This is a genomic window from Duganella sp. OV510, from assembly GCF_900100205.1.
In the GTDB taxonomy this organism is placed as follows: Bacteria; Pseudomonadota; Gammaproteobacteria; order Burkholderiales; family Burkholderiaceae_D; genus Rugamonas.
Genome location: NZ_FNEQ01000003.1, coordinates 424,316 through 447,181, shown reverse-complemented (window position 1 = coordinate 447,181; position 22,866 = coordinate 424,316). Strand labels below are relative to the sequence as shown.

Sequence of the window (22,866 nt, the reverse complement as noted above, 5' to 3'; positions counted from 1 at the left end):
ATGGGTGCAGTAGATAAAGAGGTGGCGCAGTCGCCGAATGCGTCCCGCACGCCGATGCTGGCGCTGCTGGGCAATCCGAACTGCGGCAAGACCGCCTTGTTCAACCGCCTGACCGGCGCGCGCCAGAAAGTCGCCAACTACGCCGGCGTCACCATCGAGCGCAAGGAAGGCGCGTTCACCACGGCCGCCGGCAACGGCTTCCGCGTGCTGGACCTGCCGGGCGCCTACAGCCTGAACGCGCAAACGCCGGACGAGGAAATCACCCGCGACGTGGTGGCTGGCCTGCGCAAGGGCGATGCCGCGCCAGACGTGGTGGTGTGTGTGGTCAACGCCACCAATCTGCGCCTGAACCTGCGCCTGGTGCTGGAGATCAAGCGCCTGGGCCTGCCAATGATACTGGCGCTGAACATGGTCGATGTCGCCAGGAAGCGCGGCATCAGCGTCGACGCCGACCGCCTGTCGCAAGAGCTGGGCATGCCGGTGGTGGAAACCGTGGCGGTGCAGGCTGGGGGCGAGAAGTCGCTGCTGCGCGCGCTGGACCAGATGTGGCCGCTGCCGGCGGCGACGCCGAATCCGCTGGCGGCCATCGATGCGGTCAGCGTGGAAGATACGCAGCGCGAGGTGCGCCGCATCCTCGACCTGACGCTGACCGAGCCGGCGCATGCCACCGACAGCCTGAACGAAAAAATCGACAACGTGGTGCTGCATCCGGTGGCCGGCCCGATCATTCTGGCGGTGCTGATGTTCCTGGTGTTCCAGGCCGTATTCAGCTGGGCGGCAGCACCGATGGAGATGATCACCGGCGGTGTCGAGGCGCTGGCCAAGTGGATGACCGCCTCGCTGCCGGAAGGCGTGCTGCACAGCCTGCTGGTGGACGGCGTCATGGGCGGCGTCGGCGGCGTGCTGGTGTTCCTGCCGCAGATCCTAATCCTGTTCTTCTTCATCCTGTTCCTGGAAGACTGCGGCTACTTGCCGCGCGCGGCCTTCTTGCTGGATCGCTTGATGGGGGGCGTCGGCCTGTCCGGCCGCGCCTTCATCCCGCTGCTGTCGAGCTTTGCCTGCGCGATTCCTGGCGTGATGGCGGCGCGTACCATCCAGAACCGTCGTGACCGCCTGGTGACCATCATGATCGCGCCGCTGATGACCTGCTCGGCGCGCCTGCCGGTGTATGCGCTGCTGATCTCGGCCTTCATTCCCGATCGCGACGTGGCCGGCCTGTTCAACCTGCAAGGCCTGGTGCTGTTCGCGCTGTACTTTGCCGGCATCGTTTCGGCGATGGCGGTGGCGTATGTGATGAAGCGCTTCATGGGCGCGCAGGGCAAGCATCCGCTGATGATGGAACTGCCGGCGTATCACTGGCCGCATATGCGCAACCTGGCGCTGGGCCTGTGGGAGCGCGCCAAGATCTTCGTCACCCGCGTCGGTACGGTGATCCTGACGCTGACCATCCTGCTGTGGGTGCTGAGCTCCTTCCCTGGCGCGCCGGAAGGAGCGACCCATCCGCCGATTTACTACAGCCTGGCAGGCATCATCGGCCGTGGCCTGGAATTCATTTTTGCACCGATCGGCTTCAACTGGCAGATCTGTATCGCGCTGGTGCCAGGCATGGCGGCGCGTGAAGTGGCGGTAGGTGCGCTGGGCACGGTGTATGCGCTGTCGCAGACCGGCGATGAAGTGGCGCAGACGCTGGCGCCGATCATCTCGTCGACCTGGTCGCTGGCGACCGCGCTGTCGCTGCTGGCCTGGTATGTGTTTGCGCCGCAGTGCATCGCCACGCTGAGTACCGTGCGCCGCGAAACCGGCAGCGCGCGTTATGCGTGGCTGATGGCGGGTTATCTGTTTGCGCTGGCGTATGTGGCGTCGTTCATCACCTACCATCTGGCCCGCGCGTTGGGAGGCTAATATGTGGCAAGAACTGATTGTGGCATTGATTGTGGTGGTGGCGCTGGTGCACTTCAGCACCAAGTACCTGCCGGTGGCGTGGCGTCGCCGCATCGTCTACACGCTCGGCAAGCGCGGCTTCAATGAGGCCAGGCTGGCCAAGTTTTTCAAGACCAATGGCGGTGGCGGCTGCGGCAGCGGCTGTTCAGACTGCGGCCCGTCGACCACTGCGTCGTCGTGCGACAGCAAATCCACCGCGCCCAAGCAGCGCGTCATCAAGCTGCACGTGCAGCGCTAATCAGCCGCAGAACGGGTCGAAGGATGCGGCTTGGGCCATCGGCCAGTAGTGACCGAAGACTGGCGGCAGGCGCGATAGCTGGCTCGGGTCGAGCAGTTCGCCTGGTTCGAGGTAGGGCAGCAGCGCCGAGGCCAGCTTGACCTGGTTTTCCGAGATGCGCCGCACCAGGTGGCGCGGGCGCAGCTGCGATGGATGCGTCAGGCCGGCGGCAGCGATCAGCTGGGCCAGCGCTTCCATGGTGTTCTCGTGGAAGTTGGCGACGCGCTGAATCTTGTCCGGCACCACCAGCGCGCGCTGGCGTGACGGGTCTTGCGTGGCGACGCCGGTCGGGCAGCGGTCCGTATGACAGCTTTGCGACTGGATGCAGCCCAGCGCAAACATGAAGCCGCGCGCCGAATTGCACCAGTCCGCACCCAGCGCCAAGGTGCGTGCGATATCGAAGGCGGTGATGATCTTGCCGGAAGCGCCGATCTTGATCTTGTCGCGCAGGTTGGCGCCGACCAGCGTGTTATGCACCAGCAGCAGCGCTTCCTGCAGCGGCGTGCCGACGTGGTCGGTGAACTCCACCGGCGCGGCGCCGGTGCCGCCTTCGCCGCCATCAACGACGATAAAGTCCGGTACGATGCCGGTCTCCAGCATGGCCTTGACGATGCCGAAGAATTCCCACGGGTGGCCAATCGCGAGCTTGAAACCGGTCGGCTTGCCTCCCGACAGATTGCGCAGGCGGTCGATAAATTCCAGCATTTCAATTGGCGTACTGAAGGCCGAGTGGCGCGATGGCGAGATGCAGTCACGGCCCACCGGCACGCCGCGCGTGTGGGCGATTTCGATCGTCACTTTCGCGCCCGGCAGCACGCCGCCGTGGCCCGGCTTGGCGCCTTGCGACATCTTCAGCTCGATCATCTTGACTTGCGGCGCGGTGGCGTTGGCGACAAAGTTCGCTTCCGAGAAGCTGCCGTCATCATTGCGGCAGCCGAAATAGCCGGAGCCGATTTCCCATACCAGGTCGCCGCCGTTCTGGCGATGGTAAGGGCTGATGCTGCCCTCGCCGGTATCGTGCATGAAGCCACCCTGTTTGGCGCCGCCGTTCAGCGCCAGGATGGCGTTGGCCGACAGCGCGCCAAAACTCATCGCCGAGATATTGAAAACGCTGGCCGAGTAGGGCTGCGCGCGGCGGCAATCCGGATGGTTGCCGATCTCGATGCGGAAGTCGTGCGGCTGCTCGGGCGCCGGCGCGATCGAATGGTTGATCCATTCGTAGCCGGGCGCGTAGACATTCATCTGCGTGCCGAACGGGCGCTTGTCGCTGTCCTGCTTGGCGCGCTGGTAGACGATGCTGCGCTGGTTGCGCGAGAACGGTTCGGCCACCGTGTCGTCTTCCAGGAAGTATTGGCGGATCTCCGGGCGTATCGATTCGAAGAAGAAGCGGAAGTGCGCCAGGATCGGGTAATTGCGGCGCAACGCGCGCCGTGTTTGCAGCAGGTCGGTGATGCCGACCACCACCAGCGCGGCAGCCACGACGGGAATTTCCCACGGTGCGTGCAAGGCCAGCGAGACCACCAGCGTGACGATAGAAGCATTGAAGGCAAGGTAACGCGGTGACAGCAGATTCATTGACGCTCCGGCGACGGCTCTGGAATTGTCGAGTGTACTGCTGTTTCCAGATGGAATCCATCTCCGAAGCGGGTAGGGCATGGCCGGGGCAACAATGTTAAGCTAGCGGCATTGCGGCGCACGGCCGTTCTTTTTTCAGGATATTCCACATGATCGTCGTTCATCACTTGAATAATTCACGCTCGCAGCGGGTGCTGTGGCTGCTGGAGGAGCTGGGCCTGGAATACGAAATCGTGCGTTACCAGCGCGATCCCAAGACCATGCTGGCGCCGCCGGCGCTGAAGGCCATCCATCCACTGGGCAAGTCGCCGGTGATCACCGATAACGGCATCGTGGTGGCGGAGTCCGGCGCGATTGCCGAGTACCTGATCGACACGTACGGCAATGGCCGCCTGGTGCCGCCGGCCGGCAGCGAGGAGCGTCGCCGCTGGACCTATTTCCTGCATTATGCGGAAGGCTCGGCGATGGCGCCGCTGCTGATGAAGCTGATCTTCGACCGGGTGGAAAGCAGCCCGGCGCCGTTCTTCGTCAAGCCGATTGCGAAAGCGATCGCGGGCAAGGTCAAGGGCAGCTACATCCTGCCGCAGATCGCCATGCACCTGGATTATCTGGAGGCCGAGCTGAGCCAGCGCCCCTGGTTTGCCGGCAGTGAATTCAGCGCCGCCGACATCCAGATGAGCTTCCCGCTGGAAGCCGCCTCCGCGCGTGGCGGCCTCAACGAAAGCCGCCCGCAGCTGGCTGCCTTCCTGCAACGCATCCACAGCCGCCCCGCCTTCCAGCGCGCCCTCGAACGCGGCGGCCCCTACGAGCTGCTTAAATAATTAATTACCAAATGGTTTTTACATATGGATAAGCGTGAATTTTCTTATCCGCCGTCACAAGGGGAATGTCTGGGACTGCACTCCCGCCACCAGATCAGCGCGTGCCTGTCTAGCATAATCATTTGAATGGCTCATATCCATCAGGCTCGATCGGGAAAGTAATATCCTCATCGTTTAGCCTCACGCCCTCTTGGTGATGGGATAGTTGGGGGGCGTGTTGAAATTTTCGGATTTCTATAATTGCACGGCCATTGGTCTCGACGTAAATCGGCCCATCTGATTCGATCAGACGCTGGTAAATTTCTGGCGCATTTTTCTTAAAATCTGATAAGGAAATTGCGGTGGCCACGATGAGCTCCCTGGATTTAGGTGACAGACAAATCATAGGCTTTTTATGAGGTGGAGCAAGGCCGATTCGGCTGAAGTTTGAGATAGGTCGGGTAGAATGACGGCTTGACCAAGCCCGGATGATGTTGAACATGGGTAGACTCCTTGCCATCGACGGCCTCAATATTGTGCGCCGTGTCTACGAAGCCAGTCCTGAACCTGATAGCCCGGAAAAGGCGGACATCGCGCTGCGCCACGCGCTGTCCTCGTTGCGTACGCTGGTCAACGACCACGAACCCACGCATTTGCTGTCGGCCTTCGATTTCGGCGGCCGCACCTGGCGCCACGACCTGTACGGCGGCTATCGCGAAGGCCGCGCGCCGATGCCGTCGCCGCTGCGCGATGCGCTGCCGGCCTTCTATGACAAGCTGCGCGACTTCGGCATGCATGTGGTGACGCTGCCCGAGGTGGAAGCCGATGACGTCATCGGCACCGTGGTGCTGCGCTGGCTGGCCGAGGGGCGTGGCGAAGCCACCATCGCCAGCACCGACAAGGACCTGCATTGCCTGATCGGCCAGGGCGCGCGCGTCTGGGATCACTTCAAGTCGGAATGGCACGACCATGCGTGGGTCGAGAAGAAGTGGGGCGTGACGGCCGAGCAGCTGCCCGACCTGCTGGCGCTGATGGGCGATGCCACCGATTCGATCCCGGGCGTATCCAAGGTGGGCGCCAAAACCGCCGCCAGACTGTTGCGTACTTACGGCAATCTGGACGCCATCATGGCTGGCGCCGGCATTCTCAAGGATACCTTGGGGGAAACACTACGAAAAGAACGTGAAATGCTGTATCTTTCTCGACAACTGGTTCAGTTAAAAACAGATGTGAAGATCGGCGTCACGTGGAAGATGTTGGCCTGGTCCCACTAAGAACAAGGTTTGCAAGATGTTAAAAGCAGTCATTATCGACCCTAGCGCCGTCGCGCGCGGCCTGCTCAACACGGTGCTGCTGGACGGCGGCTACGACGTGGTGGGCGCCACCCATACGTGCGCCAGCGCCATGGTGCAATTGATCAAGCACCACCCGCACATCGTCTGCATCGCCAATGAGCAGATGGTCACCGAGCAGGAGGCGATCCGCGAAATCCGCGCCAAGTGGCCGAAGACGCTGATCTTCATGGTGTCCAGCGAACTCGATGCAGCCACCATCCAGGCGGCCCATGCGACGGGCGTCAGCGGTTTCATCGTCAAGCCGTTCAAGGCCGATACGGTGCTGAACACGATACGCAATGTGGTGATCGCGATGGTCAAGCGCCAGCGCGCAGCGCTAGCCAAGGCGGAAGCGGATGCCGCCGGCGACACGCCGCCGGCAGAGCAAGGCGGCGAGCCCAGCGCCGGCTAGCTATAGCAATGATCAGGCGGCGAAGGTCGAACTGTCGATGATGCCGCCGCCCAGGCACACGTCGCCGTCATACAGCACGGCCGACTGGCCTGGCGTGACCGCCCACTGGGCATCCATGAATTTCAGCGCGAAGTCGGACGCGCCTTGCGGCGCGATTTCGCATGCCACGTCGGCCTGCCGATAGCGGGTCTTGGCCGACATCGCACGCGCTTCCGGCGGCACGCCGGCGATCCAGCTGGCCTGGTCGGCGCGCAAGGTCGACGACAGCAGCCACGGATGGTCATGGCCCTGCACGATGTACAGCACGTTGTTGAGCACATCCTTCTTCGCCACATACCAGGCGTCGCTGGAGCCGTCGGCGTTCTGGTACGACTTCACGCCGCCGACACCGATGCCCTTGCGCTGGCCCAGCGTGTAGAACGACAGGCCAACGTGCTCGCCGACCACCTTGCCGTCCGGCGTCATCATCGGGCCCGGCTTGTACGACAGGTAGCGGTTCAAGAACTCGCGGAACGGGCGCTCGCCGATGAAGCAGATGCCGGTCGAATCCTTCTTGGCCGCATTCGGCAGCTTCAGTTTCTCGGCGATCTTGCGCACTTCGGTCTTCGGGATTTCGCCCAGCGGGAACAGCGTCTTCGACAGCTGCGCCTGATTCAGGCGGTGCAGGAAGTAGCTCTGGTCCTTGGTGTGGTCGACCGCCTTCAGCAGTTCGGCCTTGCCGTTGTGCTGGCGCACGCGCGCATAGTGGCCGGTGGCGATCAGGTCCGCGCCCAGCGACATCGCGTGGTCGAGGAAGGCCTTGAATTTGATCTCGGCATTGCACAGCACATCCGGGTTTGGCGTGCGGCCGGCCTGGTATTCGCGCAGGAAGTCGGCGAACACGCGGTCCTTGTATTCGCTGGCGAAGTTGACCGCTTCAATATCCACGCCAACCACATCGGCCACCGAGGCGGCGTCGATCCAGTCCTGGCGGGTGGAGCAGTATTCGGAGTCGTCATCGTCTTCCCAGTTCTTCATGAACAGGCCGATGACTTCATAGCCTTGTTCCTTCAGCAGCCATGCCGAGACCGAGGAATCTACCCCGCCCGACATGCCGATAACGACCCGTTTTTTGCCCGACCCCTTGCTCATCACTTATCCATTCGCAGTGCTAACCGCTTCCCGATAGACGGAAGCGTGTGTTTGTATCAGTTCCAGCGGCGCCCGCAGGCCCGCAAGGTATTCGTCCACGCATTGCAGCACGGTGGGGCTGCGGTGACGGTCGGCGCAGGCGGCCAGTTCGTCGCGCGTCAGCCACATGGTGCGCAGGATGCCTTCGTCCAGTGGACGGTCATGCTTTTCGCCCGGATAGCCGCAGAAAGTAAAACGCAGATACGTCACTTCCTCGCCGGTGCGGTTGGAGGTGTAGCGCGACATATACATGCCGACCAGCGCGGTCGGCGTGAAGTCGTAAGCGGTTTCCTCCAGCGTTTCGCGGATGACGGCCTGCTGCAACGATTCATACGGGTCGAGATGGCCGGCAGGCTGGTTGATGCGGATGCCATCGCTGGTTTCTTCTTCGATCAGCAAGAATTTGCCATCTTTTTCGACGATGGCGGCAACAGTAACAGAGGGTTTCCAGATACGCGGCATGAGTCATCCTTGAAAGAGCCGATATTTTAGCTTGTTCCAGCCTTTTGGTTTGCGCTGGAACAAATTTACAGGGTAATTAATGACAAATAGTAATACTTGAAATGATGAAACTGGCGTTTCACGGCCTAAAAAGCGTGATAAATTGTAGTCAGTTTATTAATCCTCTGGAGGCACCATGAGAATAAGCGTACCGGCCGAGACCAGGCCGGGGGAGACCCGGGTAGCAGCCACGCCGGAGACCGTTAAAAAGTTGGCGGCCAAGCATCAGATCCTGGTGCAGTCCGGCGCCGGCGCTGCCGCCTCCGTCACCGATGAAGCCTATGTTGCGGCTGGTGCACAGATCGTGCCTGCCGGCGAGGTCTGGTCGGCTGACGTGATCCTCAAGGTACGCGCCCCGAATCCAGAGGAGCGGGCGCAGATCAAGCCGGGCACGGTGGTGATCGGCATGCTCAATCCGTTTGATGCGGACAACAATGCCGCCATGGCGAGCGCCGGCCTGCAAGCCTTCGCGCTGGAGGCGGTGCCGCGCATCACGCGCGCGCAGTCGATGGACGTGTTGTCGTCGCAGGCCAACATCGCCGGCTACAAGGCGGTGATGGTGGCGGCCAACACCTACCAGCGCTTCATGCCGATGCTGATGACGGCGGCCGGCACGGTGAAGGCGGCACGGGTGCTGATCATGGGCGTCGGCGTGGCCGGCCTGCAGGCGATCGCCACCGCCAAGCGCCTGGGTGCGGTGATCGAGGCGTCCGATGTGCGGCCGCCGGTAAAGGAGCAGGTGGAATCGCTGGGCGCCAAGTTCATCGACGTGCCTTACCTGACCGACGAGGAAAAAGAGATCGCCCAGGGCACGGGCGGCTACGCGCGGCCAATGCCGGCCGACTGGATGCGCCGCCAGGCGGAACTGGTGCACGAACGCGCCAAGCTGGCCGACATCATCATCACCACCGCGCTGATCCCGGGCCGCCCGGCGCCGGTGCTGATTTCCGAGGAGACGGTGAAGGCGATGAAGCCGGGCTCGGTGATTGTCGATCTGGCGGTGTCGCAGGGCGGCAACTGCCCGCTGTCGGAACTGAATAAAACCGTGGTCAAGCATGGCGTGCATATTGTCGGCGAGCCGGACCTGGCGACGCTTGTGGCGGCCGACGCGTCGGCGCTGTATGCGCGCAATGTGCTGGATTTCCTCAAGCTGATCATCGACAAGGACGACAAGTTGGTGATTGATCGCGAGGACGAGATCATCAAGGCCACGCTGCTGTGCGCCGGCGGCGAACTGCTGCGCAAATAAGGAGACCGACATGGAAATCAGCCACACCATCATCAACCTGATTATTTTTGTCCTGGCGATCTACGTCGGCTACCACGTGGTCTGGACCGTGACGCCGGCGCTGCATACGCCGCTGATGGCCGTGACCAATGCGGTATCGGCCATCATCATTGTCGGCGCCATGCTGGCGGCAGCGCTGACCGAGGGCCTGGTCGGGCAGATTGCCGGCACGGTCGCGGTGGCGCTGGCCGCCGTCAATGTGTTCGGTGGCTTCCTGGTCACACAGCGCATGCTGGAGATGTTCAAGAAAAAAACCAAACAGGGAGATAAGCAATGAACTTCATCTCCATGAACCTGGTGACGATGATGTATCTGATCGCATCGGTGTGCTTTATCCAGGCGCTGAAAGGCCTGTCGTCGCCATCGACGGCACGCGCCGGCAATGCATTTGGCATGACCGGCATGGCCATCGCGTTTATCACGACCATTGCGCTGATCCTCAAGTTGCAGTCGGAAGCGGCGGCCGCAGCGGCCGCTGGCACTGGTGGTGGCATGGGCCTTGGGCTGGTGGCGGTGGGCGTGATTGTTGGCGGCGGCATCGGCGCGGTGCTGGCCAAGAAAGTCGAGATGACCAAGATGCCGGAGCTGGTGGCGGCAATGCATTCGCTGATCGGCCTGGCGGCAGTGTGCATCGCGGTGGCGGCGGTGTCGGAGCCGCATGCGTTTGGTATCGCGGCGGTGGGCGAGGCGCTGCCGACCGGGAACCGCATCGAGCTGTTCATCGGCACCTTTGTTGGCGCGATTACCTTCTCCGGTTCGGTGATCGCGTTTGGCAAGCTGTCGGGAAAATACAAGTTCCGTTTGTTCCAGGGCGCGCCGGTCAGCTTCCCTGGCCAGCACTTGCTGAACCTGATCCTGGCGATTGTGATGGTCGGCCTGGGCCTGGTGTTTGTGGCGGCCGGCGGCACGGAGCCGGCGTGGACGCCGTTCCTCATCATGACCGCGATTGCGTTCGTGCTGGGCGTGCTGATCATCATCCCGATCGGCGGTGCCGACATGCCGGTGGTGGTGTCGATGCTGAACTCCTACTCCGGCTGGGCGGCGGCGGGCATTGGCTTCTCGCTGAATAACTCGATGCTGATTATCGCCGGCTCGCTGGTAGGATCGTCGGGCGCAATCCTGTCGTACATCATGTGCAAGGCGATGAACCGTTCGTTCTTCAACGTGATCCTGGGCGGCTTTGGTGGTGCGCCGGCGGAAGCTGGCGCCGGCGGCGCGAAGGAGCAGCGCCCGGTCAAATCCGGCTCGGCGGATGACGCCTCCTTCATCATGGCGAACGCGGAAAGCGTCATCATCGTGCCGGGCTACGGCCTGGCGGTGGCGCGTGCGCAGCACTCGCTGAAGGAGCTGGTGGAGAAGCTGACGCACAAGGGCGTGACGGTGAAGTACGCGATCCATCCGGTCGCCGGCCGCATGCCGGGCCATATGAACGTGCTGCTGGCGGAAGCTGAAGTGCCGTACGACCAGGTGTTCGAGATGGAAGACATCAACGGCGAATTCGGCCAGACCGACGTGGTGCTGGTTCTCGGCGCCAATGACGTGGTCAACCCTGCCGCCAAGGATCCAAAATCGCCGATCGCCGGCATGCCGATCCTGGAGGCTTACAAGGCCAAGAGCATCATCGTCAACAAGCGCTCGATGGCCTCCGGCTACGCGGGCCTGGACAATGAGCTGTTCTACCAGGCCAACACCATGATGGTCTTCGGCGACGCCAAGAAGGTCATTGAGGATATGGTGAAGGCGGTTGAGTAGGCGGTACTGGTTGTCGCTTGTGTGGCGAATAATGTCCGATGGCGAGGACGAACACAATCCATGCAGCGATAATCAGCAAGGCAATGCGTGCGATGGAGCGCTGGCGCGGCGGCGTTGGTGAGCTTGGTGGCGTCGCCTCCTGATCGCACGCTTCCAGCGCGTGCTGGAATGCCACGCCGTCGGTCAGCATTGCTGTCAGCGTTGGCGCGATGTGTTTCAAACGGTGCAGGGGCGCGCGCAGATAATCGAGTTCGTCCGGTGTCAGCGGGCGCGGATTGCGCAGCCTTTGGATCGCCAGCCGGAGCGGTTCACTTTCCCGCGCCGGCAGACCGCGCAGTATGTCTTGCTGAGACAATGCCGCCTTCAACATCTGACCGGCATGCTGGAACTGCGCCAGATTCTGGCGTTTGCGATCCCATGAGAACACGCGGTCGGCGGCGGTGAACAAGTGTTCATGGCCGCGCTGCCAGCCATGCGCCAGGGCTTCCACGACCATGCCTTCAAACCAGATGCGGCTCTCCACGCTGACAAGCGTTTCTTCCTCCAGCGTGGCAAGGAGTGTGGCTTCCCATGTCGCGGCGTTTGCGTTTGCTTTGCGTGAAATCACATACTGGAAAAGCTCCCAGGCGGTGTTGGCATTTTCCCTGGGCGCCGGTTCGCTTTTTGGTGCGACAGGTGTCAGCGTGAAGAAGGGGAAGGTCGCTGCTGCGCCCAGGTCGCTGCCTCCCTCGCCGGCGAGTGCCGCTTCGTAGGCGGTGCGCAGCGTCTGGAAGCCGTCGGGGTCGTTTTGCTGGTCGATCTTTTTCAGTTCGCGGGCGTAGGCTTTGCGGATTTCGCGTGCGTCTGCTTCTGGCGACAGGCCAAGGCGATCGAAGGCGTCCTGCATCCCTTAGCGGCGGCCGTACATCATCAGTTCTGCCAGCAGGCCGCGTGCAGGACCGACCATGTCGATGGCGGCCAGCGAGAGGCCGAGCAGGTGCTGGGCGGGCGTGTCGTTGGCGAAGATGCGGGCCATGGTGTCGGTGATGCGCACGGTGGTGCTGCGGTCGCGCTGACGGAGGGCGCTGTATTGCGCCAGCTTGTCCGGCGTGGCGCCTTGCGCCAGCAGGCGCGCCAGTACGGTGACGTCGCGCAGGCCGAGGTTCAGGCCTTGTCCGGCCACCGGGTGCAGCGTCTGCGCGGCGTTGCCGATGGCGACCGTGCGTGCGGTGCTGTGGGCGGCTGCGTTGAGGCCCAGCGGGAAGCCGAGGCGCGGCGAAGCGTGCGTGAAGCTGCCTACGCGTTCGCCGAAGGCTAGTCCCAGTGCTGCCAGGAAGCCGGCGTCGTCGAGTGCCAGCAGGCCGGCGGCGGTTTCCGGACGTACGCACCATACCAGCGAGTATTCGTCATCCTGCGGCAGCAGCGCCAGCGGGCCTTGCCCGGTGAAGCGTTCGTAGGCGCGGTGCGGTGGCGGCGTGCTGCTGCGCACCTGCGCGATGATGGCGGTCTGCTGGTAGTCGCGGTTGGTGCTGCGCACCTGCTGTTCGTTGAACAGGCCACCTTCGGCTTGCACCACGATGGCGGCGCGCACGGTTTGTGCTGCGCCGGCGGCGTCGATGGTCAGCGTGACGGCGTCGCTTTCTTCATCCAGCGCGATCACGCGGGCGGGACGCAGCGAGGCGATGCCGGCCTGTTCGCATACAGCGCCCAAGGCGGTGACGATGTTGCCGTAGCGGGTAACGTAGCCCAGCGCCGGCAGGTCGTAGTCCTTGCGGTCGATCAGGCTGCGGCCAAATTGGCCCCGGCGAGAAACGTGGATCTGCTCGATGGCGGTGGCCGCCGCCGGCCAGGCGCTGATCTCTTCGAGAATTTGCCGGCTACCCCAGGACAGCGCCAGCGAACGCGGATCGTTGCTGGCCTGGGCCAGCGTTTTGGCGTCGATCAGCGCGATGCGGCTGGCCGCCACGCCGCGTTTGACCAGCAATGCCGCCAGCGCCATGCCGGCGGGGCCGGCGCCGCAGATGGCGATGTCGTAGTGCAGCGCCACGCCGGCCTGCATGGCGCCCTCGGCGTCGATCGTCTGTGCGCCGGCTGCGTTCGTGCTGGCACTGGCGGCGGAGACGGTGGCGTTGTGGGTGGTATTCGTCATGGTTGCTGCATCAGTTGTTCGATTTCGTCCACGGTCTTGGGCGCGGCGGCGCTCAGGATGGTGTGGCCGTCGGCAGTTACCAGCACGTCGTCTTCGATGCGGATGCCGATGTTCCAGTATTCTTGCGGCACGCCTTCGGCCGGACGCACGTAGATGCCCGGCTCCACCGTCACCACCATGCCCGCCTGCAGCGTGCGCGAGGGCTTGTCGGCCTGTGTTACATCGCGGTACAGGCCGACGTCATGCACGTCCATGCCCAGCCAGTGGCCGGTGCCGTGCATGTAGAACTGCGTGTAGCGCTTGTCGGCGATGACCTCGTCCAGTGTGCCTTGCAGCAGGCCCAGGTCCAGCATGCCTTGCGCCAGCACCCGCACCGCCGCTTCGTGTGCGCCGGCGTAGGGCAGGCCGGGGGCGATGGCTTCAAAAGCGGCGGCTTGCGCGGCCAGCACCAGTTCATACAGGCGCTTTTGCGGCGCGCTGAACTTGCCGTTGACCGGGAAGGTGCGGGTGATGTCGGAGGCATAGCCATCCAGCTCGCAGCCAGCGTCGATCAGCACCAGGTCGCCGTCCGACGATTGCGCATTGTTGGCGCTGTAGTGCAGCACGCAGGCATTCGCGCCAGCGGCGACGATGGAGTTGTAGGCTGGCGCTTGTGCGCCGTTACGGCGGAATTCGTACAGCAGTTCCGCCTCCAGTTCGTATTCGTACACGCCGGCGCGGGCAGCGCGCATGGCGCGGATGTGGGCTTGGGCCGAGATGTCGGCAGCGCGCTGCATGATCGCTTGTTCGTGTTCGTCCTTCAGCAGGCGCATGTCGTCCAGCAGCGGCAGCAGGTCGACCGCGCTGGCGGGCGGCGTGACGCCGCTGCGCGATTTGGCGCGCACGGCGGACAGCCAGCCGGCCACGCGCGCATCCAGTGCGCTGCCCAGTGCGTAATAGAGCGCTGGCGCGTTCGACAGCAGCTTCGCCATCTCTCCGTCCAGCGTGTCGATGGCGTAGGCTTCGTCGAAGCCGAAGGCTGCACGGGCGGCGTCGGGCCCGTAGCGGAAGCCTTCCCAGATTTCGCGCTCCACATTCTTCTCGCGGCAGAACAGAATGGAGCGCGCCGGCGCTTCGCCGGTGGCGGCGATTAATACAACGGCCGCATCCGGCTCGGTGAAGCCGCTCAGGTAGTAGAAGTAGCTGTCGTGGCGATACAGGTATTCGCTGTCGGCGTTGCGCGTGACTTCCGGCGCGGTCGGCAGCACTGCCACCGCGCCCGGAGGCATCTGCGCCAGCAGGCGCGCGCGTCGCGCCGCATGGCGCTGGATGTCGTGCGTGGCGACGGCCGGCGTCACTGCACGCCCTTGCCGGCGGGCGCCAGCGCGGCCAGCGGTGCGTTCAGCAGGTCGAGCTGCTGAACGGTGCCGACGTTGTGCCATTCGCCTTCATACACTTCGCCGCCGACCTGCTTCCTGTCGGCGTATTCGCGGATCAGCGGACCAAGCTTGGCATAGTCGCCGGCGGCAATGCGTTCGAACATCTCCATGCGATAGACGCCGATATTCCCGAAGGTCCATTTCGGCGAGCCGTCATTGGTCAGCGAGTACATGGTCATGCCGAAATCGCCGTCCGGATGCCAGTCGGGATTCGGCACCATGTACAGCCAGCAGATGTCGCGCTTGTCGGCTGGATAGGGATTGCCCCACATATCCTTGTCGTGCAATACGTCCTTGACCTGCTCGAAGTCGAAGTAGGGCACGTAGATGTCGCCGGAGATGGCGACGAACGGTTCATCGCCCAGCAGGTGGCGCGCCTGGGCGATGCCGCCGGCGGTTTCCAGCGCCTTCTCTTCGTGCGAGTACCGCAGCCTGGCGCCGAACTGGCTGCCATCGCCCAGCGTCGCTTCAATCTGCTCGCCCAGGTGGGCGTGATTGATGACGATTTCGGTGATGCCGGCCTTCACCAGATTCAGGATATGCCAGACGATCAGTGGCCTGCCGCGCACTTTCAGCAGCGGCTTGGGCGTGGTGTCGGTCAGTGGACGCATGCGCTCGCCGCGGCCGGCGGCGAAAATCATCGCTTTCATGCGGCGCGCCTCAGAAGGTGTAGCCGACTTGCGGCTTGGTGTCTTCCAGCAGGTCCAGCAGCTTGATCAGCGGCTTCAGATCCTTGTAGCGGCCGGCGGTCTTGCGCACGTATTCCATCACGGTCGGCAGATCGTCCAGGTACTGCGACTTGCCGTCGCGGTAGTTCAGGCGGCAGAACAGGCCGAGGATCTTCAGGTGGCGTTGCAGGCTCATGTACTCGAAGTCCTTGTAGAAGGCATCGATGTCCTTGTTGACCGGCAGGCCCAGCGACTTGGCGTGCTGCCAGTAGCGGATCGCCCAGTCAAGCACCAGCTCTTCGTCCCACTGCACATAGGCGTCGCGCAGCAGCGAGGCCAGGTCGTAGGTCATCGGGCCGTACAGCGCGTCCTGGAAGTCCAGCACGCCCGGATTGTTGGCGTCGACCACCATCAGGTTGCGCGAATGGAAATCGCGGTGCACGAACACCTGGGCCTGCGCGGTGACGTTGGCCAGGATGGCGTCAAACACGGCTTGCAGCTCGGCTGCCTGTTTGTCCGTCAGCGTGGCGTTCAGGTGCTTGCCGATATACCACTCGGGGAACAGATTCATTTCGCGCAGCAGGAAGGCGCGGTCGTATTCCGGCAGCACGTCCGGGCGGCTGGTGACCTGGAACTTGACCAGCGCTTCCAGCGCCTCGGCGTACATGGTCGAGGCGTTGTCGTGGTTCAGCGCCGACAGGTAGGTGGTGTTGCCCAGGTCGGACAGCAGCATCAGGCCGGCCTCGTAGTCGGTGGCGATGATGCGCGGCACGGTGACGCCGGCATGCGTGAGCATTTCGTCAACCTTGACGAAGCCCAGCACGTTTTCACGCTCGGGCGGCGCGTCCATGGCGATCAGGGTCTGGCCCAGCGCGGCTTGCTGTTCAGGCAACACGTCCAGGCGGAAGTAGCGGCGGAAGCTGGCGTCGGCCGAAGCGGGACGAATACTGTCCACATTGACCACGTTCAGGCCGCGCAGCCACGTTACCAGCAGTTGCAGGCGTGTATCGGAAGTTAAATTCTGTAATAAAGACATCGAAGCATGCCGAGGAAACCGGCGTCAGGTGAAGATTCCCATATAATAAGGGATTCAAATTAAAAAATCGCCTTTCATGGTGCTTGGCCACTTCTTTTCATGACACGCATGCCCAAACTGCAGCGCTTGGCGTATGCCCTGTCCGCTATCTTTACTGTATCGGCGTTGCCTTCCCACGCCTATGCGCAAACGGCGCACAAGCAGCAACGCGCGCCGCGCGTGGAAGACCAGAATGCTCCCACTGTCGTCAAGGCCGAGGATATCAGCGGCCGCCCCGAGCGCGAGGTGGTGCTGGAGCGTGATGCCGAAATCGTCAAGGACAAGACCAAGGTCAAGTCGGATAGCGCCTGCTACCGCCAGGTCGAGAACGAGGTCGAGGCCGAGGGCAATGTGAAAATCTGGCGCTTTGGCGACTATTACACTGGCGATGAGCTGAAGCTGAACATGGACACGGGCAAGGGTTATATGTTGAACCCGACCTACAAGCTGGAAACCAACCAGGCGCAGGGCAAGGCCGAGCGCATCAACTTCATCAATGAGGATGAGGCGCAGGTGGTCAACGGCACCTACAGCACCTGCCAGAGCCTGACGCCGGACTGGTATCTGCGCTCGGAAACGCTGAACCTGGATTCCGGCCGCGATCTCGGCACCGCCGGCAAGACGCTGATCTATTTCAAGGATGTGCCGATCATCGGTACGCCGGCCATGTCGTTCTCGCTGTCCGGCGCGCGCCGTTCCGGCTGGCTGTCGCCGACGCCGGGCTTCGGTTCGAAGAACGGTCCCGAGCTGGTGGTGCCGTATTACTTCAATATCGCACCGAACCGCGATTTGACGCTGTACCCCAAGCTGATCGGCAACCGTGGCCTGCAGGTCGGCGCGCTGGGCCGCTACCTGGGCGAGACCGACGGCGGCCTGTACAAGGGCGAGACTTATCTGGAGTTCATGCCGCGTGACCGCGCCTACGCCGAGGCCAACCCGGACAAGAAGAGCGACCGCTGGATGGTGCGCTCGACCCACGCGCAGGACATCACCCCGGAATGGGCTTACAGCTGGAGCTTCCGCGCCGCGTCGGACAACAACTATCCGAATGATTTTTCCAAGTCCGTGACCAGCTCGACCGAGCGCCAGCTGCTGCGCGAGCTGCGCACCGACTACGTCGGCAGCTTCTGGACGCTGACCGCGCGGGTGCAAAAGTACCAGGTGCTGCAAGACCCGGAATCGGTGAGCGACCCGTCGTTGACCGTCACCCGTCCTTATGACCGCCTGCCGGCGGTGAACTTCCACGCCGCGCAGTACGACGTGGCTGGTGGCTTCGACTGGGCCTTCGATTCCGAGCTGACCCGCTTCTATCACCCGACGCTGATCAACGGCACCCGCCTGCTGGCGATACCGCAGGTCAGCTACCCGATCATCGGGCCAAGCTACTTCATCACGCCCAAGCTGATGGTCAACGCCGCCAGCTACAGCCTGGACGCGATTGGCACGCAGGGTTCGGAAAATCTGTCGCGGGCGATACCGACCTTCTCGCTGGATTCCGGCCTGGTGTTCGAGCGCGACGTCAGCTGGCGCGGCAAGCAGATGACGCAGACGCTGGAACCGCGCCTGTTCTACGTCAACACGCCGTACCGCGACCAGAACCGCTTCCCGACCTTCGACACCGACGCGGCGACGTTCAACTTCAGCCAGATCTTCAGCGAAAACCGCTTCGTCGGCTCGGACCGTATCGGCGACGCCAACCAGCTGACCGCCGCGCTGACCTCGCGCTTCCTCGACGCCAATGGCGCCGAGATGCTGCGCCTGGCGTTCGGCCAGCGCTTCTATTTCCGCGACCAGCAGGTGCAGCTGAATTCCAGCACGCCGGTAGTCGATTCGCGTTCCGACATCCTGCTGGCGGCGACCGGCCGCATTTCGGAAACCTGGGCCTTTGACAGCGCGGTGCAGTACAACCAGGCGCAGAGCAGTGTGATCTCGCAAAGCTACACGGTGCAGTGGATCCCCGGCGCCAAGAAGGTGCTGAACGTTGGCTACCGCTACCTGCGCAACAGCTTCAAGAACGTCGAGCTGTCAAGCCAGTGGCCGATCTTCCAGCGCTGGTATGGCGTTGGCCGCGTCAGCTATTCGATGCAGGACAAGAAGATCCTGGAAAGCCTGCTGGGCCTCGAATACAACGCCGACTGCTGGGTGTTCCGCACCGGCGCGCAGCGCTTCGTGACCACCTCGACCAAGGCCTCGACCCAGATCTTCTTCCAGCTGGAACTGAACGGCCTGTCGCACCTGGGCGTCGGCAGCCCGCTGGAGGCGATGAAGAACAGTATTCCGGGCTATCAGCGTCTGAATGAGGGCTATGCCCGCTAACCCATGTACACTTGGCGTCCGCCGCGCAGTTTTTGCCGTGGCGCTTTTTGACTTTTTTACACCTTTGAGCGTTCTTCTACCATGCGTAATGCCAGTAAGTACCAGATGAAAGTCCTCGCAGTCCTGTTGTGCACGGCCGCGCTCAGCGGTTGTAGCCTGTTCTCGTCGAAGAAGAAAGACGCGCCGGCGCCAGCCCCGGCCGCCGCGCCAGCCGCCACCGCAGCGGCCGCTGCCGCCGCGCCCGCCGCCAAGAAGGACGGCGCCGGCTTCCTGCCGCCTGGCTCGTCTGGCAACGTGGAAATCGACTCGATCGTGGTAGTGGTCAATGACGAAGTCATCACCCAGCGCGAGCTGGCCAACCGCATCAAGAGCGTGACTGCCCGCATGAAGGCGCAGAGCGTGCAGATGCCGGCCCCGGCGGACCTGCGCCGCCAACTGCTGGAGCGCATGATCGTCGAGCGCTCGCAGCTGCAACTGGCCAAGGAAATGGGCGTGCGCGTGGATGACCTGCAGCTGGACCGCTCGATCCAGCGCATCGCCGAAGCGCAGAAGATGAACGTCCAGCAATTGCGCGACCAGATGGAAAAAGACGGCACGCCATACGCTTCCTTCCGCGAAGAAATCCGCGAGGAAATCATCATGCAGCGTCTGCGCGAGCATGAGGTGGACGCCAAGATCCAGATTTCCGACGCCGAGGTGGACAGCTTCATCGCTGCCGAGAAGGCTGCCGCCGCCGAGCAGTTCGAGATCAATATCTCGCAAATCATGATACGCATCCCGGACAACGCCTCGGCCGAGGTGATCGCCCAGCGCCGCGCGCGTGCCGAGGAAGTGATGCGCCAGCTGCGCACCGGCGCCGACTTCGCCAAGATGGCTGCCACCTATTCGGACGCCAGCGATGCGCTGCAAGGCGGCGCGGTCGGCTGGCGCCAGCCTGAGCGCCTGCCGCCGGTGTTTGCCGAAGCACTGGGCAAGCTGAGCCCGGGCCAGGTGACGCCGATCATCAAGAGCACCGGCGCCTTCCACATCCTGAAGGCGGTGGACCGCCGCAGCATGGCCGAGGCGCAAGCCGTGGCCGCCGTGCAGCAGACCCATGCCCGCCACATCCTGATCAAGGTCACGCCGACCATGAGCGCGGCCGACGCCAAGCGCAAGCTGATGGAGCTGAAAGAGCGCCTGGACAACAACGCCGCCAAGTTCGAAGACCTGGCGCGGCTGGTGTCCAATGATGGCTCGGCCTCCAAGGGCGGCGACCTGGGCTGGCTGTATCCTGGCGACACCATGCCGGAATTCGAAGCGGCGATGAACGCGCTGAAGATCGGTGAAGTCAGCCAGCCGGTGGAAACCAGCTTTGGCGTCCACCTGATCGAAGTGTTGGAGCGCAAGAGCGACGATGTGTCGAAGGAACGCGAGCGCAACAACGCCCGCCAGGCGCTGCGTGACCGCAAGCTGGAAGAAGCAGCGGAAAGCTGGCAGCGCGAAGTGCGCGACCGTGCTTATGTCGAGTACCGCAACGACGACGACAAGGCGGCCAACGCCAACGCCAACAAGTAAGCAGAAAGGGGAGCACGCTTGAGCGCCACTTCATCCAAACGGCGCCCGGGAGTGCGCCCTGCCATTGCCGTCACGGTCGGTGAACCGGCCGGCATCGGCCCCGAGATTTCGCTGCGCGCGGCGTGGGCGCGGCGGCACGCGGTCAACTGCGTGCTGCTGGGCGATGCCGCCTACCTGGCCATGCTGGCCGCCGATATTTCCCCTGACATCCGGGTGTCCTCGCTGTCGCTGATGGCGGTGCGCAACGGCGGCCTGCCGCATTTCGGCGCCGACCGCATCACCGTGATCGACGTGCCGCTGGCGGCGCACGTGGTGGCTGGCAAGCTGGACAAGGAAAACGGCCGCACCGTGCTGGACACGCTGGACGCCGCCATCGAAGGCGTGCAGGCCGGCTGGTTCGAGGCGGTGGTCACCGCGCCGCTGCAAAAGAGCACGATCAACGACGCCGGCGTGAAATTCTCCGGCCATACCGAATACTTCGCCGACCAGACCGGCACGCCGCAGGTGGTGATGATGCTGGCTGGCCCGCAACAGCTCAGCGGCCAGCTGAACGGTGCACCGCTGCGGGTGGCGCTGGCGACCACGCACTTGCCGCTGAAGGACGTCGCTGCCGCGTTGAGCCAGGATGGCCTGGCGCGCATCCTGGACATCATCGACGCCGACCTGAAGACCAAATTCGGCATCGCCGCGCCGCGCATCCTGGTCTGCGGCCTGAACCCGCACGCGGGCGAGGGCGGCTACCTGGGGCGCGAGGAAATCGAGGTCATCACGCCAGCCATTGCCGCCGCCCAGGCGCGCGGCATCGACGCCCGGGGCCCGTATCCGGCCGACACGCTGTTCCAGCCGAAATACCTGCAGGACGCCGACTGCGTGCTGGCCATGTACCACGACCAGGGCTTGCCGGTGCTGAAGTACGCCACGTTCGGCAACGGCGTCAACATCACGCTGGGGCTGCCGCTGATCCGCACTTCGGTCGACCACGGCACGGCGCTGGACCTGGCCGCGCAAGGCGTCGGCAAGGCCGACTGCGGCAGCATGGAACAGGCGATCGACACGGCTTTGCTGATGGCGAACGCCGTCAACGCTTAATTATTGGACAATAAAAACATGAAACACGTAGCCCGTAAACGCTTCGGCCAGAACTTCCTGCATGACAAGCACGTGCTGGGTAGCATTACCGACAGCATCAATCCGCAAGCCGGCGACACCGTGGTGGAAATCGGCCCCGGCCTGGCGGCGATGACCGACCAGCTGCTGCGCTCGCTGAAGCATATGCACGTGGTCGAGCTGGACCGCGACCTGGTGGCGCGCCTGGAAAAAGCTTACCCACGCGACAAGCTGACCATCCACTCGGGTGACGCGCTGAAATTCGACTTTGGCGGTATTCCGGTGCCGGAAGGGCAGAAGCTGCGCATCGTCGGCAACCTGCCGTACAACATCTCCAGCCCGCTGCTGTTTCACCTGACGACCTTTGCGCCACTGGTGCAGGACCAGCATTTCATGCTGCAGAAGGAAGTGGTGGAGCGCATGGTGGCCGAGCCGGGCAGCAAGGTGTATGGCCGCCTGTCGGTGATGCTGCAATGGCGCTACGACATGTCGCTGCTGTTTGTGGTGCCGCCGGAGGCGTTCGACCCGCCGCCTAAGGTCGATTCGGCCATCGTGCGCATGATCCCGGTCGCCAATCCGCTGCCGTGCGACGCCGCCACGCTGGAAGCGGTGGTGCAGAAAGCCTTCTCGCAACGCCGCAAGGTGATCCGCAACTGCCTGGCCGGCATGTTCACTGAAGAGCAGATCATTGCCGCCGGCATCAATCCGACAGACCGTCCGGAAGCGGTCGGTCTGGTCCAGTACGTCGCGCTGGCCAACCTGCTCAAATAAAAAAAAGCCCGCTGTTTGGCGGGCTTAAATCCATTTCTTTGAGAGAAGTGGAGGAGACAGATGCAGTATGGTGCGTTGGCAGCTATAACGCTACTTTATTTTCCGAATATCAATTATTTCGATAACGGATATCTCCTCCCGCTCCCTTATTTGTTGGTGCAGACCACCACGATATTGCTGATGGCGGTTTCGTGCATGATGCCTACACCGTTAGTGACGCTGCAAGTCAGGCCATTGTTGCTGTCCACAAAGGTCACGCCATAGGACTGGCCATCCGCCACGGTGCCGATGACGAAGTCGGCGGCGCCATTGGTGGCGCTGCCACTGCTGATGGTGACCGAGCCGGACGAACCGTTGGTCAGCGTGATGCTGCGTGCCGTGCCGTCGGCGGCAGCGGTCAGGCCGCTGATCTGGCCACCCAGACTGTAGGAGTTCTGCGAGCAGACCAGGGCCATCTGGATCGAGACGTTGTAGCCGGCCGAGCCGACGTTGGCGGTGTTCCAGTTGCACGTCATGTGGGCCGGATCCGACTTGATCGCCACGTTATAAGTGGTGCCGTAGCCGATCTGCTTGGGGAAGGCGAAGCTGGTGGCGCCGATCGGCACCGACAGGTCATCGCCGCCGTTATTGGTCAACACCAGGCCGCTGTTGTTCAGGCCGCTGATCGTGCCTTGTACCGTGTACTGCTGCTTGCCACCGCAGCCGGCCAGCGCCGCTATCATGGCCAGCGCCGCAGCGGCGCTTACAAACGAAAATTTCATGTATTTCTCCAAAAATTA

At 63.1% G+C, this 22,866-nt stretch carries 22 protein-coding genes; 12 read left to right on the top strand and 10 right to left on the bottom strand.

Annotated elements, in window-relative coordinates; genetic code table 11:
* Both BLS51_RS11910 and BLS51_RS11905 read left to right on the top strand, forming a co-directional pair.
* Positions 1-1,902 carry a ferrous iron transporter B gene (locus tag BLS51_RS11910; protein ID WP_090182419.1) on the top strand — a complete coding sequence of 634 codons (1,902 nt, stop codon included), beginning with the start codon at positions 1-3 and terminating at the stop codon, positions 1,900-1,902.
* Between the two features lies 1 nt (position 1,903).
* The gene (locus BLS51_RS11905; RefSeq protein ID WP_090182422.1) at positions 1,904-2,179 is read left to right on the top strand and encodes a hypothetical protein; all 276 of its coding nucleotides are present in this window, start codon (positions 1,904-1,906) and stop codon (positions 2,177-2,179) included.
* Here the strand turns inward: BLS51_RS11905 and BLS51_RS11900 are convergent, their stop codons facing one another.
* Positions 2,180-3,793: an FMN-binding glutamate synthase family protein gene (locus BLS51_RS11900; protein ID WP_090182425.1), complete on the bottom strand. Its 1,614-nt coding sequence runs from the start codon at positions 3,791-3,793 to the stop codon at positions 2,180-2,182. It lies immediately after the preceding gene.
* Positions 3,794-3,942: 149 nt separating this feature from the next.
* Here BLS51_RS11900 and BLS51_RS11895 point away from each other — a divergent pair, with 149 nt between their 5' ends.
* Positions 3,943-4,614, top strand: a complete 672-nt coding sequence (locus BLS51_RS11895) for a glutathione S-transferase (RefSeq protein WP_090182428.1) — start codon at positions 3,943-3,945, stop codon at positions 4,612-4,614.
* 118 nt (positions 4,615-4,732) lie between these two features.
* On the opposite strand, the gene BLS51_RS11890 is transcribed toward BLS51_RS11895, so the two are convergent.
* On the bottom strand, positions 4,733-5,095 hold the full coding sequence (locus tag BLS51_RS11890; RefSeq protein ID WP_139168690.1) for a hypothetical protein: 363 nt from the start codon (positions 5,093-5,095) through the stop codon (positions 4,733-4,735).
* On the opposite strand from BLS51_RS11890, the gene BLS51_RS11885 reads away from it, so the two are divergent.
* Together BLS51_RS11885 and BLS51_RS11880 are read left to right on the top strand one after the other, a co-directional pair.
* Positions 5,094-5,867, top strand: a complete 774-nt coding sequence (locus tag BLS51_RS11885) for a 5'-3' exonuclease (RefSeq protein WP_090183454.1) — start codon at positions 5,094-5,096, stop codon at positions 5,865-5,867. The two genes, BLS51_RS11890 and BLS51_RS11885, sit on opposite strands and share 2 nt — an antisense overlap.
* A 16-nt stretch (positions 5,868-5,883) precedes the next feature.
* Positions 5,884-6,339, top strand: a complete 456-nt coding sequence (locus BLS51_RS11880) for an ANTAR domain-containing response regulator (RefSeq protein WP_090182430.1) — start codon at positions 5,884-5,886, stop codon at positions 6,337-6,339.
* Positions 6,340-6,351: 12 nt separating this feature from the next.
* Here BLS51_RS11880 and mnmA read toward each other — a convergent pair whose 3' ends face one another.
* A complete protein-coding gene (gene mnmA, locus BLS51_RS11875; protein WP_090182433.1) occupies positions 6,352-7,470 on the bottom strand; it encodes a tRNA 2-thiouridine(34) synthase MnmA in 1,119 nt (372 codons plus the stop codon).
* Between the two features lie 3 nt (positions 7,471-7,473).
* A complete protein-coding gene (locus tag BLS51_RS11870; RefSeq protein WP_090182436.1) occupies positions 7,474-7,971 on the bottom strand; it encodes an NUDIX hydrolase in 498 nt (165 codons plus the stop codon).
* Positions 7,972-8,146: 175 nt separating this feature from the next.
* Here BLS51_RS11870 and BLS51_RS11865 point away from each other — a divergent pair, with 175 nt between their 5' ends.
* From BLS51_RS11865 to BLS51_RS11855, 3 genes are read left to right on the top strand one after another with little or no spacing between them, the layout of a single operon-like run.
* Entirely contained in the window at positions 8,147-9,259 is a 1,113-nt protein-coding gene (locus BLS51_RS11865) for a Re/Si-specific NAD(P)(+) transhydrogenase subunit alpha (protein ID WP_090182438.1), read from the top strand.
* 10 nt (positions 9,260-9,269) lie between these two features.
* Positions 9,270-9,575: an NAD(P) transhydrogenase subunit alpha part 2 gene (locus BLS51_RS11860; protein ID WP_090182441.1), complete on the top strand. Its 306-nt coding sequence runs from the start codon at positions 9,270-9,272 to the stop codon at positions 9,573-9,575.
* Positions 9,572-11,050 (top strand): NAD(P)(+) transhydrogenase (Re/Si-specific) subunit beta, encoded by a 1,479-nt coding sequence (locus BLS51_RS11855; protein WP_090182444.1) that lies wholly within the window; start codon positions 9,572-9,574, stop codon positions 11,048-11,050. Before BLS51_RS11860 ends, BLS51_RS11855 begins: the two co-directional genes overlap by 4 nt.
* On the opposite strand, the gene BLS51_RS11850 is transcribed toward BLS51_RS11855, so the two are convergent.
* From BLS51_RS11850 to BLS51_RS11830, 5 genes are all read right to left on the bottom strand, one after another.
* Positions 11,019-11,936, bottom strand: coding sequence for a J domain-containing protein (locus BLS51_RS11850; protein ID WP_090182446.1), 918 nt, complete (start codon positions 11,934-11,936; stop codon positions 11,019-11,021). The genes BLS51_RS11855 and BLS51_RS11850 overlap by 32 nt on opposite strands.
* Positions 11,937-11,939: 3 nt before the next feature.
* Positions 11,940-13,088: a UbiH/UbiF/VisC/COQ6 family ubiquinone biosynthesis hydroxylase gene (locus tag BLS51_RS11845; RefSeq protein WP_090183456.1), complete on the bottom strand. Its 1,149-nt coding sequence runs from the start codon at positions 13,086-13,088 to the stop codon at positions 11,940-11,942.
* A gap of 86 nt (positions 13,089-13,174) precedes the next feature.
* Positions 13,175-14,599 (bottom strand): Xaa-Pro aminopeptidase, encoded by a 1,425-nt coding sequence (pepP, locus tag BLS51_RS11840; protein ID WP_090182447.1) that lies wholly within the window; start codon positions 14,597-14,599, stop codon positions 13,175-13,177.
* Positions 14,512-15,246: an N-acetylmuramate alpha-1-phosphate uridylyltransferase MurU gene (gene murU / locus BLS51_RS11835; RefSeq protein ID WP_090182449.1), complete on the bottom strand. Its 735-nt coding sequence runs from the start codon at positions 15,244-15,246 to the stop codon at positions 14,512-14,514. Before murU ends, pepP begins: the two co-directional genes overlap by 88 nt.
* Before the next feature lie 10 nt (positions 15,247-15,256).
* Positions 15,257-16,300 carry an aminoglycoside phosphotransferase family protein gene (locus BLS51_RS11830; protein ID WP_090182452.1) on the bottom strand — a complete coding sequence of 348 codons (1,044 nt, stop codon included), beginning with the start codon at positions 16,298-16,300 and terminating at the stop codon, positions 15,257-15,259.
* Between the two features lie 108 nt (positions 16,301-16,408).
* Here BLS51_RS11830 and BLS51_RS11825 point away from each other — a divergent pair, with 108 nt between their 5' ends.
* The 4 genes from BLS51_RS11825 (at position 16,409) to rsmA (ending at position 22,087) form a co-directional block, all read left to right on the top strand.
* On the top strand, positions 16,409-18,655 hold the full coding sequence (locus tag BLS51_RS11825) for an LPS-assembly protein LptD (RefSeq protein WP_229207530.1): 2,247 nt from the start codon (positions 16,409-16,411) through the stop codon (positions 18,653-18,655).
* A 105-nt stretch (positions 18,656-18,760) separates the two neighbouring features.
* Positions 18,761-20,209 (top strand): peptidylprolyl isomerase, encoded by a 1,449-nt coding sequence (locus BLS51_RS11820; protein WP_090183458.1) that lies wholly within the window; start codon positions 18,761-18,763, stop codon positions 20,207-20,209.
* Between the two features lie 51 nt (positions 20,210-20,260).
* Positions 20,261-21,298 carry a 4-hydroxythreonine-4-phosphate dehydrogenase PdxA gene (pdxA, locus tag BLS51_RS11815; RefSeq protein WP_229207531.1) on the top strand — a complete coding sequence of 346 codons (1,038 nt, stop codon included), beginning with the start codon at positions 20,261-20,263 and terminating at the stop codon, positions 21,296-21,298.
* Positions 21,299-21,316: 18 nt separating this feature from the next.
* Positions 21,317-22,087, top strand: a complete 771-nt coding sequence (gene rsmA, locus BLS51_RS11810) for a 16S rRNA (adenine(1518)-N(6)/adenine(1519)-N(6))-dimethyltransferase RsmA (protein ID WP_090183460.1) — start codon at positions 21,317-21,319, stop codon at positions 22,085-22,087.
* Positions 22,088-22,233: 146 nt separating this feature from the next.
* On the opposite strand, the gene BLS51_RS11805 is transcribed toward rsmA, so the two are convergent.
* Positions 22,234-22,848, bottom strand: coding sequence for a hypothetical protein (locus BLS51_RS11805; RefSeq protein WP_090182459.1), 615 nt, complete (start codon positions 22,846-22,848; stop codon positions 22,234-22,236).
* Positions 22,849-22,866 lie beyond the last annotated feature (18 nt).

What these genes read in the sequence shown, in the direction of transcription:
- BLS51_RS11830 (WP_090182452.1), bottom strand. Translation starts at nt 16,300, where the DNA reads ATGTCTTTATTACAGAATTTAACTTCCGATACACGCCTGCAACTGCTG.
- BLS51_RS11845 (WP_090183456.1), bottom strand. Translation starts at nt 13,088, where the DNA reads ATGCAGGCCGGCGTGGCGCTGCACTACGACATCGCCATCTGCGGCGCC.
- BLS51_RS11805 (WP_090182459.1), bottom strand. Translation starts at nt 22,848, where the DNA reads ATGAAATTTTCGTTTGTAAGCGCCGCTGCGGCGCTGGCCATGATAGCG.
- BLS51_RS11850 (WP_090182446.1), bottom strand. Translation starts at nt 11,936, where the DNA reads ATGCAGGACGCCTTCGATCGCCTTGGCCTGTCGCCAGAAGCAGACGCA.
- BLS51_RS11900 (WP_090182425.1), bottom strand. Translation starts at nt 3,793, where the DNA reads ATGAATCTGCTGTCACCGCGTTACCTTGCCTTCAATGCTTCTATCGTC.
- BLS51_RS11910 (WP_090182419.1), top strand. Translation starts at nt 1, where the DNA reads ATGGGTGCAGTAGATAAAGAGGTGGCGCAGTCGCCGAATGCGTCCCGC.
- BLS51_RS11880 (WP_090182430.1), top strand. Translation starts at nt 5,884, where the DNA reads ATGTTAAAAGCAGTCATTATCGACCCTAGCGCCGTCGCGCGCGGCCTG.
- BLS51_RS11825 (WP_229207530.1), top strand. Translation starts at nt 16,409, where the DNA reads ATGCCCAAACTGCAGCGCTTGGCGTATGCCCTGTCCGCTATCTTTACT.
- BLS51_RS11870 (WP_090182436.1), bottom strand. Translation starts at nt 7,971, where the DNA reads ATGCCGCGTATCTGGAAACCCTCTGTTACTGTTGCCGCCATCGTCGAA.
- BLS51_RS11855 (WP_090182444.1), top strand. Translation starts at nt 9,572, where the DNA reads ATGAACTTCATCTCCATGAACCTGGTGACGATGATGTATCTGATCGCA.
- BLS51_RS11890 (WP_139168690.1), bottom strand. Translation starts at nt 5,095, where the DNA reads ATGTTCAACATCATCCGGGCTTGGTCAAGCCGTCATTCTACCCGACCT.
- BLS51_RS11885 (WP_090183454.1), top strand. Translation starts at nt 5,094, where the DNA reads ATGGGTAGACTCCTTGCCATCGACGGCCTCAATATTGTGCGCCGTGTC.
- BLS51_RS11860 (WP_090182441.1), top strand. Translation starts at nt 9,270, where the DNA reads ATGGAAATCAGCCACACCATCATCAACCTGATTATTTTTGTCCTGGCG.
- BLS51_RS11895 (WP_090182428.1), top strand. Translation starts at nt 3,943, where the DNA reads ATGATCGTCGTTCATCACTTGAATAATTCACGCTCGCAGCGGGTGCTG.
- BLS51_RS11865 (WP_090182438.1), top strand. Translation starts at nt 8,147, where the DNA reads ATGAGAATAAGCGTACCGGCCGAGACCAGGCCGGGGGAGACCCGGGTA.
- pepP (WP_090182447.1), bottom strand. Translation starts at nt 14,599, where the DNA reads ATGGCACAACGTCGGCACCGTTCAGCAGCTCGACCTGCTGAACGCACC.
- rsmA (WP_090183460.1), top strand. Translation starts at nt 21,317, where the DNA reads ATGAAACACGTAGCCCGTAAACGCTTCGGCCAGAACTTCCTGCATGAC.
- murU (WP_090182449.1), bottom strand. Translation starts at nt 15,246, where the DNA reads ATGAAAGCGATGATTTTCGCCGCCGGCCGCGGCGAGCGCATGCGTCCA.
- mnmA (WP_090182433.1), bottom strand. Translation starts at nt 7,470, where the DNA reads ATGAGCAAGGGGTCGGGCAAAAAACGGGTCGTTATCGGCATGTCGGGC.
- BLS51_RS11820 (WP_090183458.1), top strand. Translation starts at nt 18,761, where the DNA reads ATGAAAGTCCTCGCAGTCCTGTTGTGCACGGCCGCGCTCAGCGGTTGT.
- BLS51_RS11905 (WP_090182422.1), top strand. Translation starts at nt 1,904, where the DNA reads ATGTGGCAAGAACTGATTGTGGCATTGATTGTGGTGGTGGCGCTGGTG.